General features: G+C 40.8%; 13 protein-coding genes. 6 read left to right on the top strand and 7 right to left on the bottom strand.

From position 1 onward, the window contains the following. Nucleotides 1-13 precede the first annotated feature (13 nt). Genes PSI06_RS08195 through PSI06_RS08175 form a run of 5 tightly spaced genes read right to left on the bottom strand, consistent with a single transcriptional unit; the run spans nucleotide 14 to nucleotide 9121 of the window. Complete coding sequence (locus tag PSI06_RS08195) at nucleotides 14-2551, bottom strand: glycogen/starch/alpha-glucan phosphorylase (RefSeq protein WP_273603560.1); 2538 nt, start codon at nucleotides 2549-2551, stop codon at nucleotides 14-16. Further along, nucleotides 2544-4607, bottom strand: coding sequence for a glycogen debranching protein GlgX (gene glgX, locus PSI06_RS08190; RefSeq protein WP_004586434.1), 2064 nt, complete (start codon nucleotides 4605-4607; stop codon nucleotides 2544-2546). Before glgX ends, PSI06_RS08195 begins: the two co-directional genes overlap by 8 nt. Next, nucleotides 4600-6819 (bottom strand): 1,4-alpha-glucan branching protein GlgB, encoded by a 2220-nt coding sequence (gene glgB / locus PSI06_RS08185; RefSeq protein WP_273603559.1) that lies wholly within the window; start codon nucleotides 6817-6819, stop codon nucleotides 4600-4602. Before glgB ends, glgX begins: the two co-directional genes overlap by 8 nt. Beyond that, nucleotides 6812-8809 (bottom strand): 4-alpha-glucanotransferase, encoded by a 1998-nt coding sequence (gene malQ, locus PSI06_RS08180; RefSeq protein WP_273603558.1) that lies wholly within the window; start codon nucleotides 8807-8809, stop codon nucleotides 6812-6814. Before malQ ends, glgB begins: the two co-directional genes overlap by 8 nt. Nucleotides 8810-8818: 9 nt before the next feature. Further along, nucleotides 8819-9121, bottom strand: a complete 303-nt coding sequence (locus PSI06_RS08175; RefSeq protein ID WP_004586437.1) for an isoamylase early set domain-containing protein — start codon at nucleotides 9119-9121, stop codon at nucleotides 8819-8821. Nucleotides 9122-9493: 372 nt separating this feature from the next. On the opposite strand from PSI06_RS08175, the gene PSI06_RS08170 reads away from it, so the two are divergent. Continuing rightward, nucleotides 9494-10426 carry a hypothetical protein gene (locus PSI06_RS08170; protein WP_029774473.1) on the top strand — a complete coding sequence of 311 codons (933 nt, stop codon included), beginning with the start codon at nucleotides 9494-9496 and terminating at the stop codon, nucleotides 10424-10426. Between the two features lie 53 nt (nucleotides 10427-10479). Here the strand turns inward: PSI06_RS08170 and PSI06_RS08165 are convergent, their stop codons facing one another. Beyond that, entirely contained in the window at nucleotides 10480-11652 is a 1173-nt protein-coding gene (locus PSI06_RS08165) for a cellulose-binding family II protein (protein ID WP_273603557.1), read from the bottom strand. Nucleotides 11653-11780: 128 nt separating this feature from the next. Beyond that, nucleotides 11781-12209 carry an Lrp/AsnC family transcriptional regulator gene (locus tag PSI06_RS08160; protein ID WP_004586440.1) on the bottom strand — a complete coding sequence of 143 codons (429 nt, stop codon included), beginning with the start codon at nucleotides 12207-12209 and terminating at the stop codon, nucleotides 11781-11783. Nucleotides 12210-12391: 182 nt separating this feature from the next. On the opposite strand from PSI06_RS08160, the gene PSI06_RS08155 reads away from it, so the two are divergent. From PSI06_RS08155 to PSI06_RS08135, 5 genes are read left to right on the top strand one after another with little or no spacing between them, the layout of a single operon-like run. Next, on the top strand, nucleotides 12392-13597 hold the full coding sequence (locus PSI06_RS08155) for an aspartate aminotransferase family protein (protein ID WP_273603556.1): 1206 nt from the start codon (nucleotides 12392-12394) through the stop codon (nucleotides 13595-13597). Nucleotides 13598-13642: 45 nt separating this feature from the next. Further along, nucleotides 13643-14677 carry an arginine N-succinyltransferase gene (gene astA / locus PSI06_RS08150; protein ID WP_004586442.1) on the top strand — a complete coding sequence of 345 codons (1035 nt, stop codon included), beginning with the start codon at nucleotides 13643-13645 and terminating at the stop codon, nucleotides 14675-14677. Nucleotides 14678-14684: 7 nt separating this feature from the next. Further along, nucleotides 14685-16151, top strand: coding sequence for a succinylglutamate-semialdehyde dehydrogenase (gene astD, locus PSI06_RS08145; protein WP_273603555.1), 1467 nt, complete (start codon nucleotides 14685-14687; stop codon nucleotides 16149-16151). Nucleotides 16152-16178: 27 nt separating this feature from the next. Further along, entirely contained in the window at nucleotides 16179-16982 is an 804-nt protein-coding gene (locus tag PSI06_RS08140; protein ID WP_256846281.1) for a DUF1338 domain-containing protein, read from the top strand. Nucleotides 16983-17039: 57 nt separating this feature from the next. Continuing rightward, nucleotides 17040-17894 carry a transporter substrate-binding domain-containing protein gene (locus PSI06_RS08135; protein ID WP_273603554.1) on the top strand — a complete coding sequence of 285 codons (855 nt, stop codon included), beginning with the start codon at nucleotides 17040-17042 and terminating at the stop codon, nucleotides 17892-17894. The last annotated feature ends 261 nt before the right edge of the window (nucleotides 17895-18155 follow it).

The following is an 18155-nucleotide window of genomic DNA, read 5'->3' as shown; positions in this document are numbered from 1 at the left end:
ATACTCTCTCCGTTTAGTCTGTGCTCTTAGTGGCATGGCTCGTAGTTGCGTGTAAGTCTGTTTCACTAATAGTTAGGGGGGTTAGGTGCCAAATATCTTCACTGTATTGGCTTATGGTTCTATCGCTTGAAAATATGCCACTTGCGGCCGTATTTAAAATACTCATTTGCGTCCAATGCGTTTGGTCTTGATACGCAGCCTCTACCTGCTTTTGCGCTGCCACATAGCTTTCAAAGTCATGTGCAACCAACCACGGATCGTGAGGGCTTTTAATAGCATTAATAATGTCGTCAAATAAATTAGGCTCAAACAGGTTAAATTGCCCGCTTTCGAGTAACTGCATTACATGGCTTAGGTCGCTGTTTTGCTCTATTAAATGAGAAGGGTTATATCGCGATTTAATATCATCAATTTGATGAGCCTGCGCACCAAACAAAAAGAAGTTATCAGCGCCAACAGCGTCTCTAATTTCAATATTCGCCCCATCTAACGTACCAATAGTAAGCGCACCATTCATCATAAACTTCATGTTACCGGTGCCTGATGCTTCTTTACCTGCGGTCGATACTTGCTCTGATAAATCGGTTGCAGGGCAAATAGTTTCCATTGCGGTTACATTATAATTTGGTAAAAACGCAACTCGTAAATAAGGCGCTGCAAGTGGGTCTTTATTAATAACCTCAGCTACGTTATTAATTAACTTAATTATTTTTTTAGCCATGTAATAACCAGGGGCGGCTTTACCCCCTAGAAGCACACAACGTGGTACTAAGTTTGTGGTATCGCCTCGGCGTATACGGTCATATAAATGAATAACATGAAGTACATTTAATAACTGGCGTTTGTATTCGTGAATACGTTTAACTTGTACGTCAAACATCATCTCTACATCAAAATCAACACCACAGCGCTCTTTCACCAAATCGACGAGACGTTGTTTGTTTTCGCGTTTAACATTTTGCCATTGCTGATGAAACGCGGTGTCGTCGAAGTAGCGGCGTAATTGGCTTATATCTGCAAAATCGCTAACCCATTTTGAGCCAATTTTTTCTGTAATTAAATGACTCAAGGCCGGGTTGCAGTGTGCTAACCAACGCCTTGGCGTAACCCCGTTGGTTTTATTATTAAACTTGTTAGGCCAAAGCTCGTAAAAGGTTTTAAATAGCCCTTCTTTTAAAAGTTGAGTATGTAGTGCGGCCACACCATTTACCGAATAGCTACCCACAATCGCTAAATAAGCCATGCGTATTTGCGGCACGTCGCCTTCTTCAATTAACGAAAGCGCACGCTGCTTACTTGCATCGCCTGGCCAATGCTGAGCCACTTGCGCTAAAAAGCGAGCGTTTATTTCATAAATAATTTCTAAAATTCGCGGCAATAGTTTTGCAAAAAGCGGCACTGACCATTTTTCTAATGCCTCTGGCAATAGAGTGTGGTTAGTGTAAGCCATTGTGCTGGTTGTAATTTCCCACGCGTTATCCCAATCAAGCTCGTAGTCATCAACTAAAATGCGCATTAACTCTGCCACGGCAATACTTGGGTGCGTATCGTTTAATTGAAATACATGATGGGCTGCAAAGTCACTAAAGTCTTCGCCGTACTGTTCAACCCATTGCGATACGATATCTTGAATACTCGCTGATGATAAAAAGTACTGTTGGCGCAATCTAAGCTCTTTACCATTTTCGCTGCTGTCATTTGGGTAAAGCACCATTGTAATTTGTTCTGCTAGGTTTTTTTGCGCTACCGCTTCTGAATAACTCCCCGCGTTAAACTCGGTTAAATTAAATTCGTCGGTCGCTTCTGATTTCCATAGCCTTAGCGTATTAACAATGTCGTTTTTATAACCAGGAATAGGCACATCATATGGCACAGCTAATACGTCGTGACAACCAACCCATTGACGGTGTTCGCGCCCATGTTTGTCGGTATAACTTTGTACGTGCCCAAAAAACTTCACTCGTTGTGATTGCTCAGGCGCGGCAAGCTCCCACGGGTGCCCCTCACGAAGCCAGTTATCGGGCTGCTCAACTTGGTGGCCATTTTTTAATGATTGGTTAAACATACCGTATTCGTAGCGAATACCGTAACCAACCACGGGAAGCGCAAGGCTTGCACAGCTATCTAAAAAGCAGGCAGCTAAACGCCCAAGGCCACCATTACCTAGCCCTGCATCGTGCTCTGCCTGGGCTACGGTTTCAATTGTGGTGCAATACTCTTGCAGTGCACTGGAGACTTGCTCGTCTAAGTCGAGATTTAAAATTGCATTACCAAGTGCTCTACCCATTAAAAATTCCAGCGATAGGTAAGCTGTTTTACGGCGTTTTCCTTGCTTGATTTGTTGTTTGGTTTCTCTGCAACGTGCAACCAGCCGATCTCTGATTGTCAGCGCAAGTGCATGATATAAATACAGTTGCGACTCACCCACTTTGTCACGCCCTAAACTGTAATAAAAGTGCCGAGTTAAATCATCTTTTAAAGTGCTTTCATCAATTACAGGGCCTTCTTGCCACCCTTTTACCACACACACATTTTCGTCTTGCTTAGACATGACCATCGTCCTCTAAATTTGCACTAAAAACCCAGCTGCTTTGTGCTGAAATTTCGACTATTGCATCCTCTTTACTACTCACCGATGCGTTATGTACACTTGATAAAACCATCTCCCATTGCGCCGCGATAGGCGATGGGGGTAACTTACAAAAAACTGTTTTTTTACTCGCATTTAAAATGATTAATAAGGCGTATTTATTTTGCTTATCTAACAAGCTATACATTAAAAACTGGCGCTGTGGCTCGTGCCAATGCTCGTTGGTCATTTTTACGCCTTGCTCGGTAAACCATTTAACCGTAAAGCGCTCGTCAATATCTTCTGAAAACACACTGTGTTTAAACGCACTGTGACCACGCCTTATTTTTAGTGCATCGTCAATAAATCGGGTTAGTGAATGATTTAGCTGTGAGTCTTTCCATGCCAACCAACTGGTGCGGTTATTTTGACAATACGCATTATTATTGCCCCCTTGCGAGTGACCCATTTCACTGCCTGAGGCAATCATAGGCACCCCTTTTGAGAGTATTAGCGTAAGTAAAAAGTTCTTTTGTTGCTGCAGCCTTAGGGCAATAATTTTGGCATCATTAGTAAATCCTTCAACACCACAATTGGTGGAATGATTAGCGCTGTGGCCATCGCGATTTTGCTCGCCATTCGCTTCATTATGTTTATGCTCATAACTCACCAAATCGGCAAGCGTAAAACCATCATGGCTGGTAATAAAATTAATACTGTTTAGCGGCCCGCGCTGGCTGTGCTCAAAAATATCAAATGAGCCATGAATACGCTTTGCTACATTTGCAATAACGCCTTCTTCGCTTTGCCAAAATCGGCGTATTACATCTCTGTATTGGTCATTCCACTCTCGCCAAGGTGCAGCAAAAGCCCCCAGTTGATAACCTCCTGGCCCTATATCCCAGGGCTCACTAATAAGCTTTACACGGCTTAATACAGGGTCTTGTTCAATGGCTTGAAAAAATGCATGGGCGCTATTAAAACCATGGGCATTTCTGCCTAAAATGGTGGCTAAATCAAACCTAAATCCGTCTACTCCCATTACTTGCACCCAATAACGTAAGCTATCAAGTACCAGCTTTAAGGTTTTAGGATGATCAATATTAATGGTGTTACCGCAGCCTGTATCGTTTATATACACCTGAGGCTTATCAGCCACCGTTCGGTAGTAAGCTAGGTTATCTAACCCCCTGAGCGATAAAATCGGCCCATCGGCGCCCGCTTCTGCGGTGTGGTTATAAACCACATCTAAAATAACCTCTATATCTGCTTTATGAAGCTCGCTAACCATGCGCTTAAATTCGTTAATGTCATCATCAACTAAATAATCTTTATGCGGGGTAAAAAAGTTAAGTGTGTTGTAGCCCCAATAATTTTGCAGCCCCTTTGCCGTTAAAAACTGCTCACTTATAAAAGCATGTACAGGGAGCAGCTCTAGTGCGGTAACCCCTAAATTATGCAAATGCTCAATAAAGCTAGGGTGGCTTAAGCCTAAAAACTTGCCTTGCAAATTTTTAGGCATATTAGGGTGTCGGCACGTGGCGCCTTTTACATGGCACTCATAAATAACGATATTAGACCAGCTATGGTTTGGCTTTTTATGTTTATAAGGCTGGCTATTAACAACCCGTGATTTAGGTATATCAATGGCATTATTAACGGTGCTTTTCGTGCCAATAGGCATTTGCCCATAGTGGCGCTCACTCCATGTAAATTCGCCAAATAAGTCTTTTGCATAAGGGTCTATCAGCAACTTGTGCTCGTTAAACAGCAGACCTTTTTCAGGACTGTACTCCCCTTCTACGCGATAACCATATAATGCGCCTTCGGCTAAGGGTGCTACATGGGCTGTCCATATACCGCCTTCGTTGATATGCATGGTTACTTTTAATATTTCAGAGTGCCCACTTTTATCAAATAAGCACACATAAGCTTGTGTTGCTTTAGGTGCGTACAAGCTAAAGTTAACGCCGCCACTGCTAATAGTTGCGCCAAGTGGCTGTGGTTGCCCATGTGAAACCTCAAATCGATTACTCATCTTCAACCTTTTGTAAATAAATCGTCGTTAACCCGCCCATTGCAATTTTAATGCTATGCGAAAAGCCATGAACGCTTGCCTTAACGCTACTAACCGTGGCGTTTTTGTTTGCTGTTACTTTAATACCTGAGCCAAAAAAAGCGTCATCATCGGTGTTTAAAATAACCTTATATTTACCCGCTGCGGGTACCCCAATTTCATACTCTTGATAAGAAACAGGCGTAAAGTTTGCCACTACTACAATAAAGTCGTGGGCATTTTTAGCATAACGTACAAAACTAAATATACTTTGCTCGTTATTGTTGTTATCTATCCATTCAAAACCCGCAGGGCTTGAGTCGAGTTCATACAGTGCAGGCGACTTTTGATAAACAGTATTAAGCGCTTGTACAGTGTTTTGTATACCGCAGTGGCTTTTATGCTCTAGCAAATGCCAATCAATAGAATGATTGTGATCCCACTCTTTTCGCTGTGCTATTTCGCCGCCCATAAACAGCAGCTTTTTACCTGGGTGCGCCCACATAAATGCGTAATACGCACGTAAATTCGCAAATTTTTGCCAATCATCACCAGGCATTTTTTCAATTAATGAGCCTTTACCATGTACAACTTCGTCATGACTTAGCGGTAAAATGTAATTTTCGCTAAATGCGTACACCATAGAAAACGTCATTTCGTGATGATGATGCTGCCTATAAAGCGGGTCGTGTTGCATGTAATGAAGGCTGTCGTTCATCCACCCCATATTCCATTTGTAGCCAAAACCTAAGCCATTGTGATCAACACTTTGAGTGACCCCCGGCCACGCGGTCGACTCTTCAGCCACCATCATAATGCCCGGATTGTTTTTATAACTACGCAAATTCACCTGCTTTAAGCACTCAATAGCGCCTAGGTTTTCTCGCCCACCATAACAATTGGCAACCCATTCACCTTCTTTGCGGCTGTAATCTAAATAAAGCATTGAAGCCACCGCATCTACGCGCAGTCCATCAAGGCCAAATTGCTCTAGCCAATACATCGCATTAGAGATTAAAAAGCTTTTAACCTCCGGGCGGTCGTAATTATAAATATAGGTATTCCAATCAGGATGAAAGCCCTGTCGAATATCGGCATGTTCAAATAAATGCGTGCCGTCAAAGTGGTGTAAACCATGCGGATCACTAGGAAAATGCCCAGGCACCCAATCAAGTAGCACGCCTAAGTTTGCTTTGTGGCACTGCTGAACAAAGTATTTAAAACTGCTGTAATCACCAAAGCGACTAGTTGGTGCAAACAACCCCACCGGCTGGTAACCCCAAGAGCCATCAAACGGGTATTCACTTATTGGCATTAATTGAATATGCGTAAAGCCCATTTCAAGCGTGTAATTAACCAGTTTGTCGGCAAGTTCGCTATAGCTTAAATAGCGGTTTTCTTCAGCCCTTTGCCATGACCCTAAGTGCACTTCGTAAATACTTACCGGCGCGTCTATATGGTTACGCTTTTGACGATTTTTAAGCTCGCTATCACTCAGCGAAATAGACGCTGCTTGCTGTTGTAACACACTGGCCGTACCCGGAGCTTGCTGCATTTTAAAGGCAAACGGATCTGCTTTTTCAAGCACATCGCCTTGCTGTGTCACAATAGAAAATTTATAACAGGTATCGGGCTGAAGCCCTGCGATAAAAAGCTCCCATACACCACACGCAGGATGAAAACGCATATAATGACGATTAGCTTGCCAAAGGTTAAATTCGCCAATAACAGATACACTGGCTGCATTAGGCGCCCACACACAAAAACGCACTCCATCAACCCCTTGTTGATTAATAAAGTGTGCGCCTAAATGTTTATATGCATGCTCTAAACTGCCTTCGTTAAATAAATACATTGCACCTGTATCTAGGCTGCTTGCAAAGCTATATTCATCGTAAAAACATAATGCTGAGTTTGAATATTCAACGTTGCACTTATAAGGTTGCGTTGGCATTTCGTTGCTTGTTGTAATGAATAAATCGCTACTGTTATAACGCTTAGCAATAACTTTTTTATCATTAATAATAATATTTACATTTTTAGCCGCGGGTAAATACACGCGTATTTCGTAGCCATTTTTATAAGCATGTGCCCCTAAAAAACTAAAAGGGTCTTTAAATCTGCCGCCTTGTAGTGCAGTTACCTGTGCGTCGTAATGGGTCTGTAATGAATCCTTTGGTGCGGTACTACTCATATCCTTTCCTTATTGAATTAACTGCAGCCAAAGTACTGGCATTATTTTTAAAAATAGCGTTGCTTGAATGAGTTAAAACACGGCGCCAATTTGGGTATTCGGTATTAGTACCGGGTATATTCACCGGATACGTTTGTTTATCTAAATCATCAAGCTGAAGTGCAAATAAACGGGTCTCACTGTGTGCAAGTGCTTTGGCAAGTTCACCGTAAACGCACATAGCATCGCTAGTTTCGCTAAGTTGCTCTGCGCTATGTAACCGTATAAAACGCAGTAATCGTTGTTTTTCTTGTTGTCGTTCGTGCAATTGCTGTTGGTACTGCTGATCATCAATAAGCTGATACTGACGTTTAATATCTAAATCATCTGTTTGCCACCAGCCACAAAATGGCGGTACGTCATGATTAGCTATCATAATTAAGCAATGCTTAGGTAATTCTTGTAACGGTAAAAACTCGCCATCATGTTGTTTTTCAAAATAAAATAAGCTATTTGAATAAATACCACTTGCAGCAAGTGCGTGTTTTACCTCGGGCGGGACTATGCCTAAGTCTTCACCTATTACTATGCACTGATTAAGGTGAGACTCTATTTTTAAAATAGCCAATAAGTGCTCAAAAGGGTAATAAACATAACAGCCATCTTGTAAGTGATTATTTTCAAAGCACCACCATAAGCGCCTTAGTGCCATAACGTGATCAATGCGCAAACCGCCAACGCCTTGCATGTTTGAGCTAATAAGTGAGCGATAAAAGGCAAAGTGATTATTTTTTAATTGTTGCGGGTTAAGTGCAGGCAGCCCCCAATTTTGCCCCGCTTGTGCCCAAGGGTCCGGTGGCGCGCCAACATTGGCATTATCACTAAAAAGTGATTGCTGAGATTGATACTCAACGCCATCACCTGCACAACCAACAGCAAGGTCATTAACTAAACCTATTGCCATGCCTTTATTTAAACAGTGCTGCTGACAATGGCTTAATTGTAATTTAGCCTGCCATTGTAAGTAGTAATCAAAGGTAGGGTTAGCTGAATTTAGCGTAGTTAGGGTCTGGGCGTTTTGTTTGCAAAACTGTGCAAACTCATCGCGTCGTGAAGCGCTGGCATGTGCTTCAAAATGACTAAATAGCGCTTTAAATAATGCATATTTAACGGCGCTTACTTTTTCATAATTTATAAACTGTTCATTGCTGTTAAAAAGCGCTTTTACCTCATCACTGTGTAACAAAGCATCTAATTGTGGATTGTTTTTAGCATCAGCTGATAGTTCAACACAAATGTACAAAGGATTTAATAACGCACGGCTATTAGGGCTATAGGGACTGGCTCGCTCACTCTGCTGTGCAAACAGCAAATGTAATGGGTTGAGTAATATGTAGTCCATGTGTTGCTGTGCACATAAGTCACATAGCTCTAGTAAATCATTAAAATCCCCTACACCTAGACCTGCTTTGTTTTTAACTGTGTACAACTGCAGCGAAAGCCCAGTGCGCTTAGTATCATCTACTTGAAAAACTTTTTCTGGGGTGGCCCACAATTGAATCTCTTTGCTTTGCTCCCCTACACTAACCAGCGCCTGATGATAACCTACCGGGATAGCCCCTAACGGCACTGCTACTTCAATATAACGCACGCCATGTACATAGTAATCGCCCGTAATAGCCAAATTATGTAAGTTAGCACGCTCATAGGTTACGTTTAACTTTGGCAACGTTATCGCCACAGGTAAATCACGTTGACGCTCATCTATACGAATATAAAAAAGGTTATCAGTTAAATTCACTAAGCTGGTATCGGGTGCTAACTCTAACCAAGGCGCAACATCTAATTGATAATTAAGCTGTGCTATTTGGTGTTCATCTTCGGTATTTACACCACAACATTGTAAGGCACGTTTGCGCGTGTCTTCGCTAAATATAACCTTCTCGCCCGTGTATTTAGTAAACTCATAACCGATACCGTGCAGATAAAACAACTGCGAAAGTGCGTCCATTTACTCGCCTTAATTTATGCGTTGAGTGTTCACTATGCTATTTTCTGTGCCAAATGTATTAGGTAGGTAGTCATCTGCTTGGTGGTCGTTATCCCAAATATCACCATTAATTAAATAACGAAAATGAAACTGCTGATCAACTGGCAAGCGTTGCTTACATTTAAAGACCCCTTCTTTTTTATTAAGCTTCATAGGCACCGGCTGCCAATCGGTAAATTCGCCAAGTAAACTTACTTGCTCTGCATCAGGGTGGGTAAACTCAAAGGTAACTTCAGCTTCATTTTTTGTTTTGAAAAAACGTTTATTCAACATAGTAGGCTCCAACTAAACCAAAATGGGTACTTAATCTTTGCCACAGGGCCGATACAACACTTTAAAGGGCGATGTGGGGTGCATTTAAACATCATTAAACGCGGGTAATTTAAACAAATTTTTATTTACGCATTATTACAGTGCAAAAAGTTTTTAGCTGCACATATAAGGTGCGATTACGATAAAAATTTTCGCTTATTAATGACAAACTAATGTACAGCAAGTATTAAACCAACTTAATCATTTTTCATTATTAATATATTGAGCAAAAAATCATATAAAGGTTCACACTAACCTATAAAATTCTTTCGTTATCAGTGTGCTTAAGTAATAATACACAGCATCTTACGTCTCTGAAATACCAAAAATTTCATGTTGAAAAAAAGCATTTTATTTACTACGGTAATTGTATTTATTGCACTTGCCTCCTTTGTAAGCCTTTCTGTATATACCCTTTATAGTAAAAAGCAATTATCAGTAGACCCTAAATTAAAAGAAATTTCAGGCATTGAGTTTGATAAAAAAAAGCGCTTGTGGGCGATTAATGATGGCGGTGACGACCCAAAACTTTATCGCCTAGGCGAAGATGGCGCTATTGAAAAAGAAATCCTTGTTACGAATGCTAAAAATATAGACTGGGAAGACATGACGCAAAATAAATTTGGTCATTTTTTCTTAGGTGATTTTGGCAATAATAAAAACGATAGAAAGTGGTTAACTATCTATAAAATAGAAAACCCAATAGACATAAAAACAGAGACCACCGAAGCCGAAATTATTAAGTTTACCTATCCTGAAATGGATGGCACTCCCATTACCCCTAACAAACGCAACTTTGATTTAGAGGCCTTTGTAGAGTACAAACGCCATTTATATTTATTTACCAAAAATAGAACAGAACCTTTCGATGGCATAACCAATGTTTATAAAGTGGGCGATCATGCAGCCAATTTTGATGCTCAGTTAATTGATTCATTTAAAACATGCACAACTCTAGAAAAACTCTGTTGGATCACATCCGCTGCTCTTAGCCCTGACAGGACTAAACTTGTGTTACTTGATTCTACAAGCATTTGGCTGTTCGAGAACTTTAAAGGCGACAAGTTTTTTTCTGGTGATGTGTCTCGAATCGATTTAGGTATTGTCACGCAAAAAGAAGCGATCACCTTTTATGATGATAATACACTTATTTTTACCGATGAAGAATTTAAAGGGCTGGTAGGAGGAAATGCTTACGTTATTAAATTAAATGAAGCACAAAAAACCGTTATCAGACAAGCGCCAAAGACTGCCGTAAATAAATAGCTACACAAAATTTTGCTATACACGCGCGCTTTAATAAGACGCTGCACACGCTATTAATTTAATGCGTTGTTATTAAATGAGTGCAGCGCTTTTTCTACATCAACTCCCAAAATAATAACGCCAATATGATCGCCCTTGGCATTTTTTATGGGTAGACTTAATTGCACCTGAAAATGATGTGTTGAAGCATCATATTCAACACTGTCAAAGCGATACACTAAAGACTGCTGGTATACGAGGCTAAATTTATTCTCATCCCCTTGCCAATAATCACTGGTGATTTTGCTTATAGCCACATTTTTACCTTGCTTATCTGTCACTATAATTTCGGTAATTATGCCTTTGAACTGCCTTTGCCATTGTTTTAAATATAATGAAGCATCAGTAAGTAACATTTTTTTAGCTAAATCATGTTGATGTGTTTTGACTTCTTTTATCCAATGCTCGTCAGCGAGTTTAAGCGCTTTGTTTTTCAGCTTTATATGGTTACTTTGCGCCGCGGCATCGGTAATTATGGGCTGTGAAATTAACGCCTTTATTGGCTCTAACAACGTATTTAGTATTTGTACTTGCTCACCCTGTGATAAATAAAACGGTGCAGGGGCACATTGAGGAATCGTTTCGTTGAATTTTTCTAAAAAAGAAGGGTGCGAATTAATAAGCTTATTAGCAGCAAAAACACCTAAAGGCACATAACGATAAAATGAGCGCGGGTAGGCAGATGCGTCAATACCTAAGTGATCGGCAGCATTATTAAAGTCATCTAAATCAAGTAATACTTTGTCTACTCTATGATGGTGAAGTACGTTTACTATTTCTTCTAGCGAGTTTACTTCAACTAACGAGGTAATATTTTGCGTTTTAAACCAATTAGCCTGATAACTGCCATGGACCACGCCATAACGTATTTTTTTGGGGTCTTTATTAACGCTATCGGGATGAGTAAACCAGTACCAATTTTCTAGGTAAATAGGTGATGACAACTTACCATACTGGCTCATCTCAGAGGTTAAATGCGTTGTAAAATACCCATCCAACCTATCTTGTTTTACCTCGCGACGAGCCCTCAGCCAAGGTAACGATTGCAACTCAAATGGCATGTCCATATTGTGTAAAATACATTGCACTTGGTTAACCGCATTATCTGGTGTTGTAAGCGATACATTGGTACCTAATTTTAAGGGTTCAGTTAAAGTTAAAAGTGCAAAAAATAACGTTGTGGGCATAATCCATTGCTAAATAATTGTGTTAATTACAATAAGTATAGTAAGGCTTTGCCAAAATATCTAACTTCGATAAAATTAAATATTAAGTTAAATCAATAGGTAACCTTTCGCTTTAGTAACACTTAACTTTAACGCTTAAATTTTGTTTCTAAAATCACTGACGATGTTGTGCGCTCTACCCCATCTAAATTACCTATATCATCAAGTAAATGGCTTAGCTTTTCTAAGTTTTGCGCTTGTACTACAGCAATTAAATCAAACTCCCCACTTATGGCATAAAGCTGGGAAATAGCATCAATTTGTTTAAGTTCTAAATTGGTTTTAGTGGTGAGTTTTTGCATCACCTTTATAGATACATGAGCCGAGACCATACTGGTCAAATAGTCTTCACCGTAGTCTACGCTATAGCCTTTTATAACACCTGTTTCTTCAAGTTTTAACATACGGCTTTGCACGGTAGAGCGCGATAAATTAAGCATGCGTGCCAAGTCAGAAATACTGGCTCTTGCATTGGTTTTTAAAATTGAAAGTAGCTTTTCGTCTTGTGGAGTTATCATATTGCTTATTAATTTCGTTATTTTGACTTTTATTGTAATCATTTTTCACAAAATAGCACTGCAAATTTAACCTACAACCTTCGATAATAGTGCTTAATAACAAAAATTACCTAGCTGAGAAAACGCTAACGTTTTTATTTTGCTAATCTTTATCCAATATTCACAATTTTTAGGTGTACATAATGCAAGTAACAAGAGACTTATTTAACGATGTAATGGTGCCAAACTACAACCCGTCGGCAGTTATTCCAGTGCGCGGCGAAGGCTCACGTGTGTGGGATCAAAATAACAATGAGTTTATTGATTTTGCAGGCGGTATTGCCGTTAATTGTTTAGGCCACTGTCACCCAGCGCTTGTATCTGCTTTAAAAGAGCAAGGCGAAAAAATTTGGCACTTATCAAATGTGATGACTAACGAACCTGCCCTGCGTTTAGCACAAAAAATGGTTGAAGCGACATTTGCTGATAAAGTGTATTTTGCAAACTCAGGCGCAGAAGCCAACGAAGCGGCTCTTAAGCTTGCTCGTCGTTTTGCACTTGACGTACACGGCGAAGAAAAATCGCAAATTATTGCATTTAACAAAGGGTTTCACGGCCGTACATTTTTTACTGTAACGGTGGGCGGGCAAGCTGCTTACTCTGATGGCTTTGGCCCTAAACCTGGCGACATTATGCATTGTGATTATAACGATATTGCAGCATTTGAAGCACTTATCAGTGATAAAACATGTGCCGTAATGATGGAGCCACTACAAGGTGAAGGCGGCATTATTTCACCTACCGACGAATTTGCTAAAAAAGTACGCGAGTTATGTACCAAGCACAATGCACTGCTAATTTTTGATGAAGTACAAACAGGCGTTGGCCGCACTGGCGATTTATACGCTTACGAAGGTTTAGGTGTAGTGCCCGATATTTTAACGACAGCTAAAGCGTTAGGCGGTGGTTTTCCTATTGGCGCTATGATCACTCGTACTCATATCGCAGAGCACTTAAAAGTTGGTACGCACGGCTCTACGTACGGTGGTAACCCACTAGCTTGTGCAGTAGCAGAAGCTGCATTTGACACCGTAAACACACCGGATGTACTCAACGGCGTTAAAGAGCGTGAACAACTATTTCGCGATGGTTTAAATGCAATAAACGAAAAATACAACGTATTTAGTGAAGTACGTGGTAAAGGTTTACTTATTGGTGCGGTATTAAACGATAAATTTGAAGGCCGTGCACGTGACTTTTTAGTTGCCAGTGCTAACAATGGTTTAATGAACCTTGTTGCAGGCATGAATGTTATTCGTTTTACCCCTTCTTTAGTTATTCCATTTGAAGATATTAAAGAAGGCCTAGCACGCTTTGAAAAAGCAGTAAGCGACGTAGTAAACGGCTAATTTAATTAAGCGCGCCTTAGGGCGCGCTGTTGGAGCAAGTAATAAATGCAAGTATTACGTCCTATTACCACTGAAGACTTTGCTGCACTTAAGCAAATTGCGATTGAATCGGGCCATGGGTTTACCTCACTTCCGGTGGACGACCAGCTATTAAAAGACAAAATAGACCGCGCCGAAAAAAGCTTTGCTAAAAATATCAATCAGCCGTTAGATGAAAGCTACCTATTTGTTTTAGAAGACAGTGAAACAGGTGAGGTCATTGGCACAACCGCCATAGAAGCCGCTGTTGGTTTATCTGTGCCTTTGTATCATTACCATTTAGGTAAAACAGTACACCACTCGCCTACACTTAATGTTTATAACACCGTTGATATTTTAAGCATGTGTAACGATTACACCGGATGCTCTGAAATATGTACTTTGTTTTTGCGCGAAAACAGCCGTAAAGGCTTAACCGGGCGCTTTTTATCACGCTCACGCTTTTTATTTATGGCGCAGCACAGCGAGCGTTTTGCCGATACTGTGATTGCTGAAATGCGCGGCGTAAGTGACGAAGATGGTCATTCACCGTTTTGGCAGTGGCTGCAAGAGCACTTTTTTAGTATTGAGTTTCCCAAGGCCGATCATTTAGTAGGGCTTGGCGATAAAGTGTTTATTAGTGAGTTAATGCCTAAATACCCTATTTACGTCAATCTACTAAGTAAAAAAGCCCAAGCAGTGATTGGCAACGTGCATGAAAAAACTAAACCGGCACTTAAACTGCTCGAAAAAGAAGGTTTTGAGCACCGTGGCTATGTTGATTTGTTTGATGCAGGCCCAACGGTAGAAGCCAAGCTTGGTAATATTCGCAGTATTCGTGAGTCTCAAGTATGCCCTATTACAATTGGCGAGCTGGAACATATTAGCCAGCACAGCTCAGATACTTTAGCCGTTTGCAATCAAGGTGTAGGTGGGTTTAGAGCAACCTTTACCCAGCACGCCCACTATAACCACGCTAAGCACACATTAGTAATAAGCCAAGAAGTGGCTGATGCCCTTAATTTATCCCAAGGAGATGCAGCGCGTTTTTTCCGCCTGTAAAACAAATATGAACACACACCTTATAAATAACCAATGGCATTCAGGCCAAGGCCACGCTTTTAGCTCTGTTAATCCGAGTAACGGCAAAGTTGTATGGCAAGGTAATGGCGCAACAGCAGAGCAAGTAGATGCTGCAATCAATGCAGCTAGAGCCGCACAAGTACAATGGGCAGATACGCCTATTGAGTCGCGTATAACCATACTTGAAAACTTTGTAGCACAATTAAAAGAGCACAGCGAAGAATTTGCAGCCATTATAGCGCGCGAAACCGGCAAGCCTCTTTGGGAAACACGCACAGAAGTAGGCGCTATGACAGGTAAAGTGGCCATTTCGATTAAAGCGTACAACGAGCGTACCGGCACCACTGAAAACCCAATGCCGGGTGCAAAAGCCTTTATACGCCATAAACCACACGGCGTTGTGGCTATATTTGGCCCGTATAACTTTCCTGGGCATTTACCTAATGGCCATATAGTCCCTGCTATTTTAGCGGGTAACACCGTGGTATTTAAACCGTCTGAGCTAACTCCTCACGTTGCTGAATTTACTTTATCACTTTGGTTAAAAGCAGGCTTACCAGCAGGTGTTATTAACCTAGTGCAAGGTGAAGTAGAAACAGGTAAAGCTCTTGCTTCGCATCAAAACATAGACGGCTTATTTTTTACCGGCAGCTCAAACACCGGCCATTTATTACATAAACAGTTTGCAGGCCACCCAGGTAAAATATTAGCGCTTGAAATGGGCGGTAATAACCCTTTAATCGTTAAAAATGTAGCCGATGTAAGCGCTGCAGTGCACGATATTATTCAATCGGGCTTTATTACTTCTGGCCAGCGCTGTACTTGTGCACGCCGCGTGTTTATTGAGAAATCGCTCAATGGCGATGCTATTTTAGAAAAACTGATTAGCGCCACTAAAAACATTGTTGTTGATGACAGCTTTGCTGGCGATCAACCATTTATGGGCGCCATGATCAGCGAAAAAGCCGCCTTAGGCATGGTTGCAGCGCAAAATGAATTAGTTGCAAGTGGTGGCGAAATACTTGTTGAGCTTAAGCAGCTAAAAGCAGGCACTGGGTTTGTAAGCCCAGGTATTATTGATGTAACTAACATTACCAACATGGCCGATGAAGAACACTTTGGCCCGCTCATTAAAGTGTATCGCTACAACGACTTTGACAGCGCAATAGCAGAGGCTAATAACACCAACTTTGGTTTATCAGCAGGCTTACTTGGCGATAACGAAGATGATTACAGCCACTTTTTAAAGCGCATTCGTGCCGGCATTGTCAATTGGAACCGCCCTATTACGGGTGCCTCTAGTGCGGCACCGTTTGGTGGCATAGGCGCAAGTGGTAACCACAGAGCCAGTGCGTATTATGCCGCTGATTATTGTGCCTACCCTGTAGCATCAGTTGAGGCCGATAAGGTAAACCTGCCACAAACTTTAGCGCCAGGCTTAGTAATTGAATAAGTGAATAACCCAATTTAAGGATTTAACATGCACACTAACGTAAATACATTATTTGAAAACCTATGGGATAACTATTTAGCCGTTACCCCCTCGGCAGATAAAATTCATGATTTATTAGGCTCAACGCAAAAAGATGACATTATTAACGACCATATTGCGCTGCGGACCTTTAATATTGAAAAAGTAGGCCTAGAAAAACTAGCCGCGCACTTTTTAGCACTTGGTTATACAGAGTGTGGTGAATACCACTTTGAAGCTAAAAAGCTCTATGCTAAACACTACGAGCATAGCGACCCTAAGCAACCTAAAGTATTTATTTCAGAGCTATTAGTTGAAAAGTGTTCACCAGAGTTACAAGCCATTGTGACAGATATGGTAGAGCAAATAGATGAAAACGCAGTAACTGCCGATAACTTTTTATACTCAGGCACCCATTGGCAAGTAAGTAGCGATACTTACAAGCAGTTACTCGCTGAAAGTGAGTACGCAGCGTGGATGTCGGCATGGGGCTACCGTGCAAACCACTTTACTGTAAATATTAATATGCTTGCTAAGTTTGATAATATTCAGGATGTTAACCAAGCACTTAAAGACGCAGGCTTTGCCCTAAATACATCAGGCGGCGAAGTAAAAGGCTCACCAGAGGTGTTATTAGAGCAATCATCAACGCTTGCTGATGATTACGCTGTCACCTTCAGCGACGGCGAACTGCGCATCCCTAGCTGCTTTTATGAGTTTGCCATTAGATACCCTAAAGCCGATGGCGAGCTTTACACGGGGTTTGTTGCAGCCTCTGCTGATAAAATCTTTGAAAGCACTAACGCGCGTTAAAAATAAAACATGCCTTAATGTTTTAACTTAAAAAAAAGCCCGTTTGGGCTTTTTTTTATGACAAAAATATTTAGAACATTTACACTAAGTTTTATGCCTGTATTTACTAAATTTTTGATTATCTTGCATGTACTGCTTATATCATCATTGAGCCATGCAAATGAACCACTTACATTACTCTCTAGAGCGAATGCGTCTACTGATGGCTTTTTAAACTCAGATAAAACGTTCGAAAGCCTGCTCAATCATACAATTAATACTAAATTGCAGTGGACCAACCAAGCTCGTTTAATCAAGCGGCTTATGGGTAATGAAGCAGTGTGCAGCTACGATATAATAAAAACGCCCGAGCGTGAAAAACATATTTTGTTCTTAAATATACCAACTACTATTTACGAGCAACGAAAAATATACGCATTTAAACGCACCTTACAAAACTTTCCTGAACGAGTCTCTGTTGCTCAACTACTAGAAAAAGACTTTACCCTTGCCGTAGACTCAGGAACGAGTTATCAAAAACTTGAGCCTGTTTTAACAAAGTATAATGAGCAAATTGCAGCGATAAGCTCAGAAGATACCAGCTCTCAACTGCCTCAACTTCTCATCCATAATAGAATAGACATGATTGTCGATTACGAGGTTAACGTACTCGGTGCACTCACCAGTGAGCAACTAAAACAAATAGATAGCCGTGAAATAGCTGAATTTCCAGAATTTGTTAATGGCTACTTTGCATGTAGTAAGTCAGAGCTTGGCGAAAAAGTAATAAAAGCCATCAATATTTTAATGAACACCCCCGAAATTTACGACCGCTTACAAAAAAGTTTACAACAAGCCTATAGTGCTGATACATCTAGCGCTATGATGCTTGCTTACTCTCAAGAGCACGTATACTTAACCTCTGATGAGTAAAATCAATCGTCAAGACAAACTCCACAAATCAACATAAGCCACTGATTTTAATAACAAATAAATTATTTTAAATTTATTTAAAATTTTTATTGCGCTAAATAAAAACCTACATTATTATCTCGCCGCTTCTTGATGATAGCCAATCCGAGTACATTACAAACCCCGTTTGTAGCAAGGCGATAGAGCAACTATCCAAGAGTGAATTTGACTGTGCGTTTGCACTATTGATCTCACTCAACTGACTCGTGGATACACCATACC

Source organism: Pseudoalteromonas sp. GABNS16E, from assembly GCF_028598715.1.
Classification (GTDB): Bacteria; Pseudomonadota; Gammaproteobacteria; order Enterobacterales; family Alteromonadaceae; genus Pseudoalteromonas; species Pseudoalteromonas atlantica.
The sequence above is the reverse complement of the archived record's forward strand: the minus strand, read 5'-3'. Positions and strand labels throughout refer to the sequence as shown.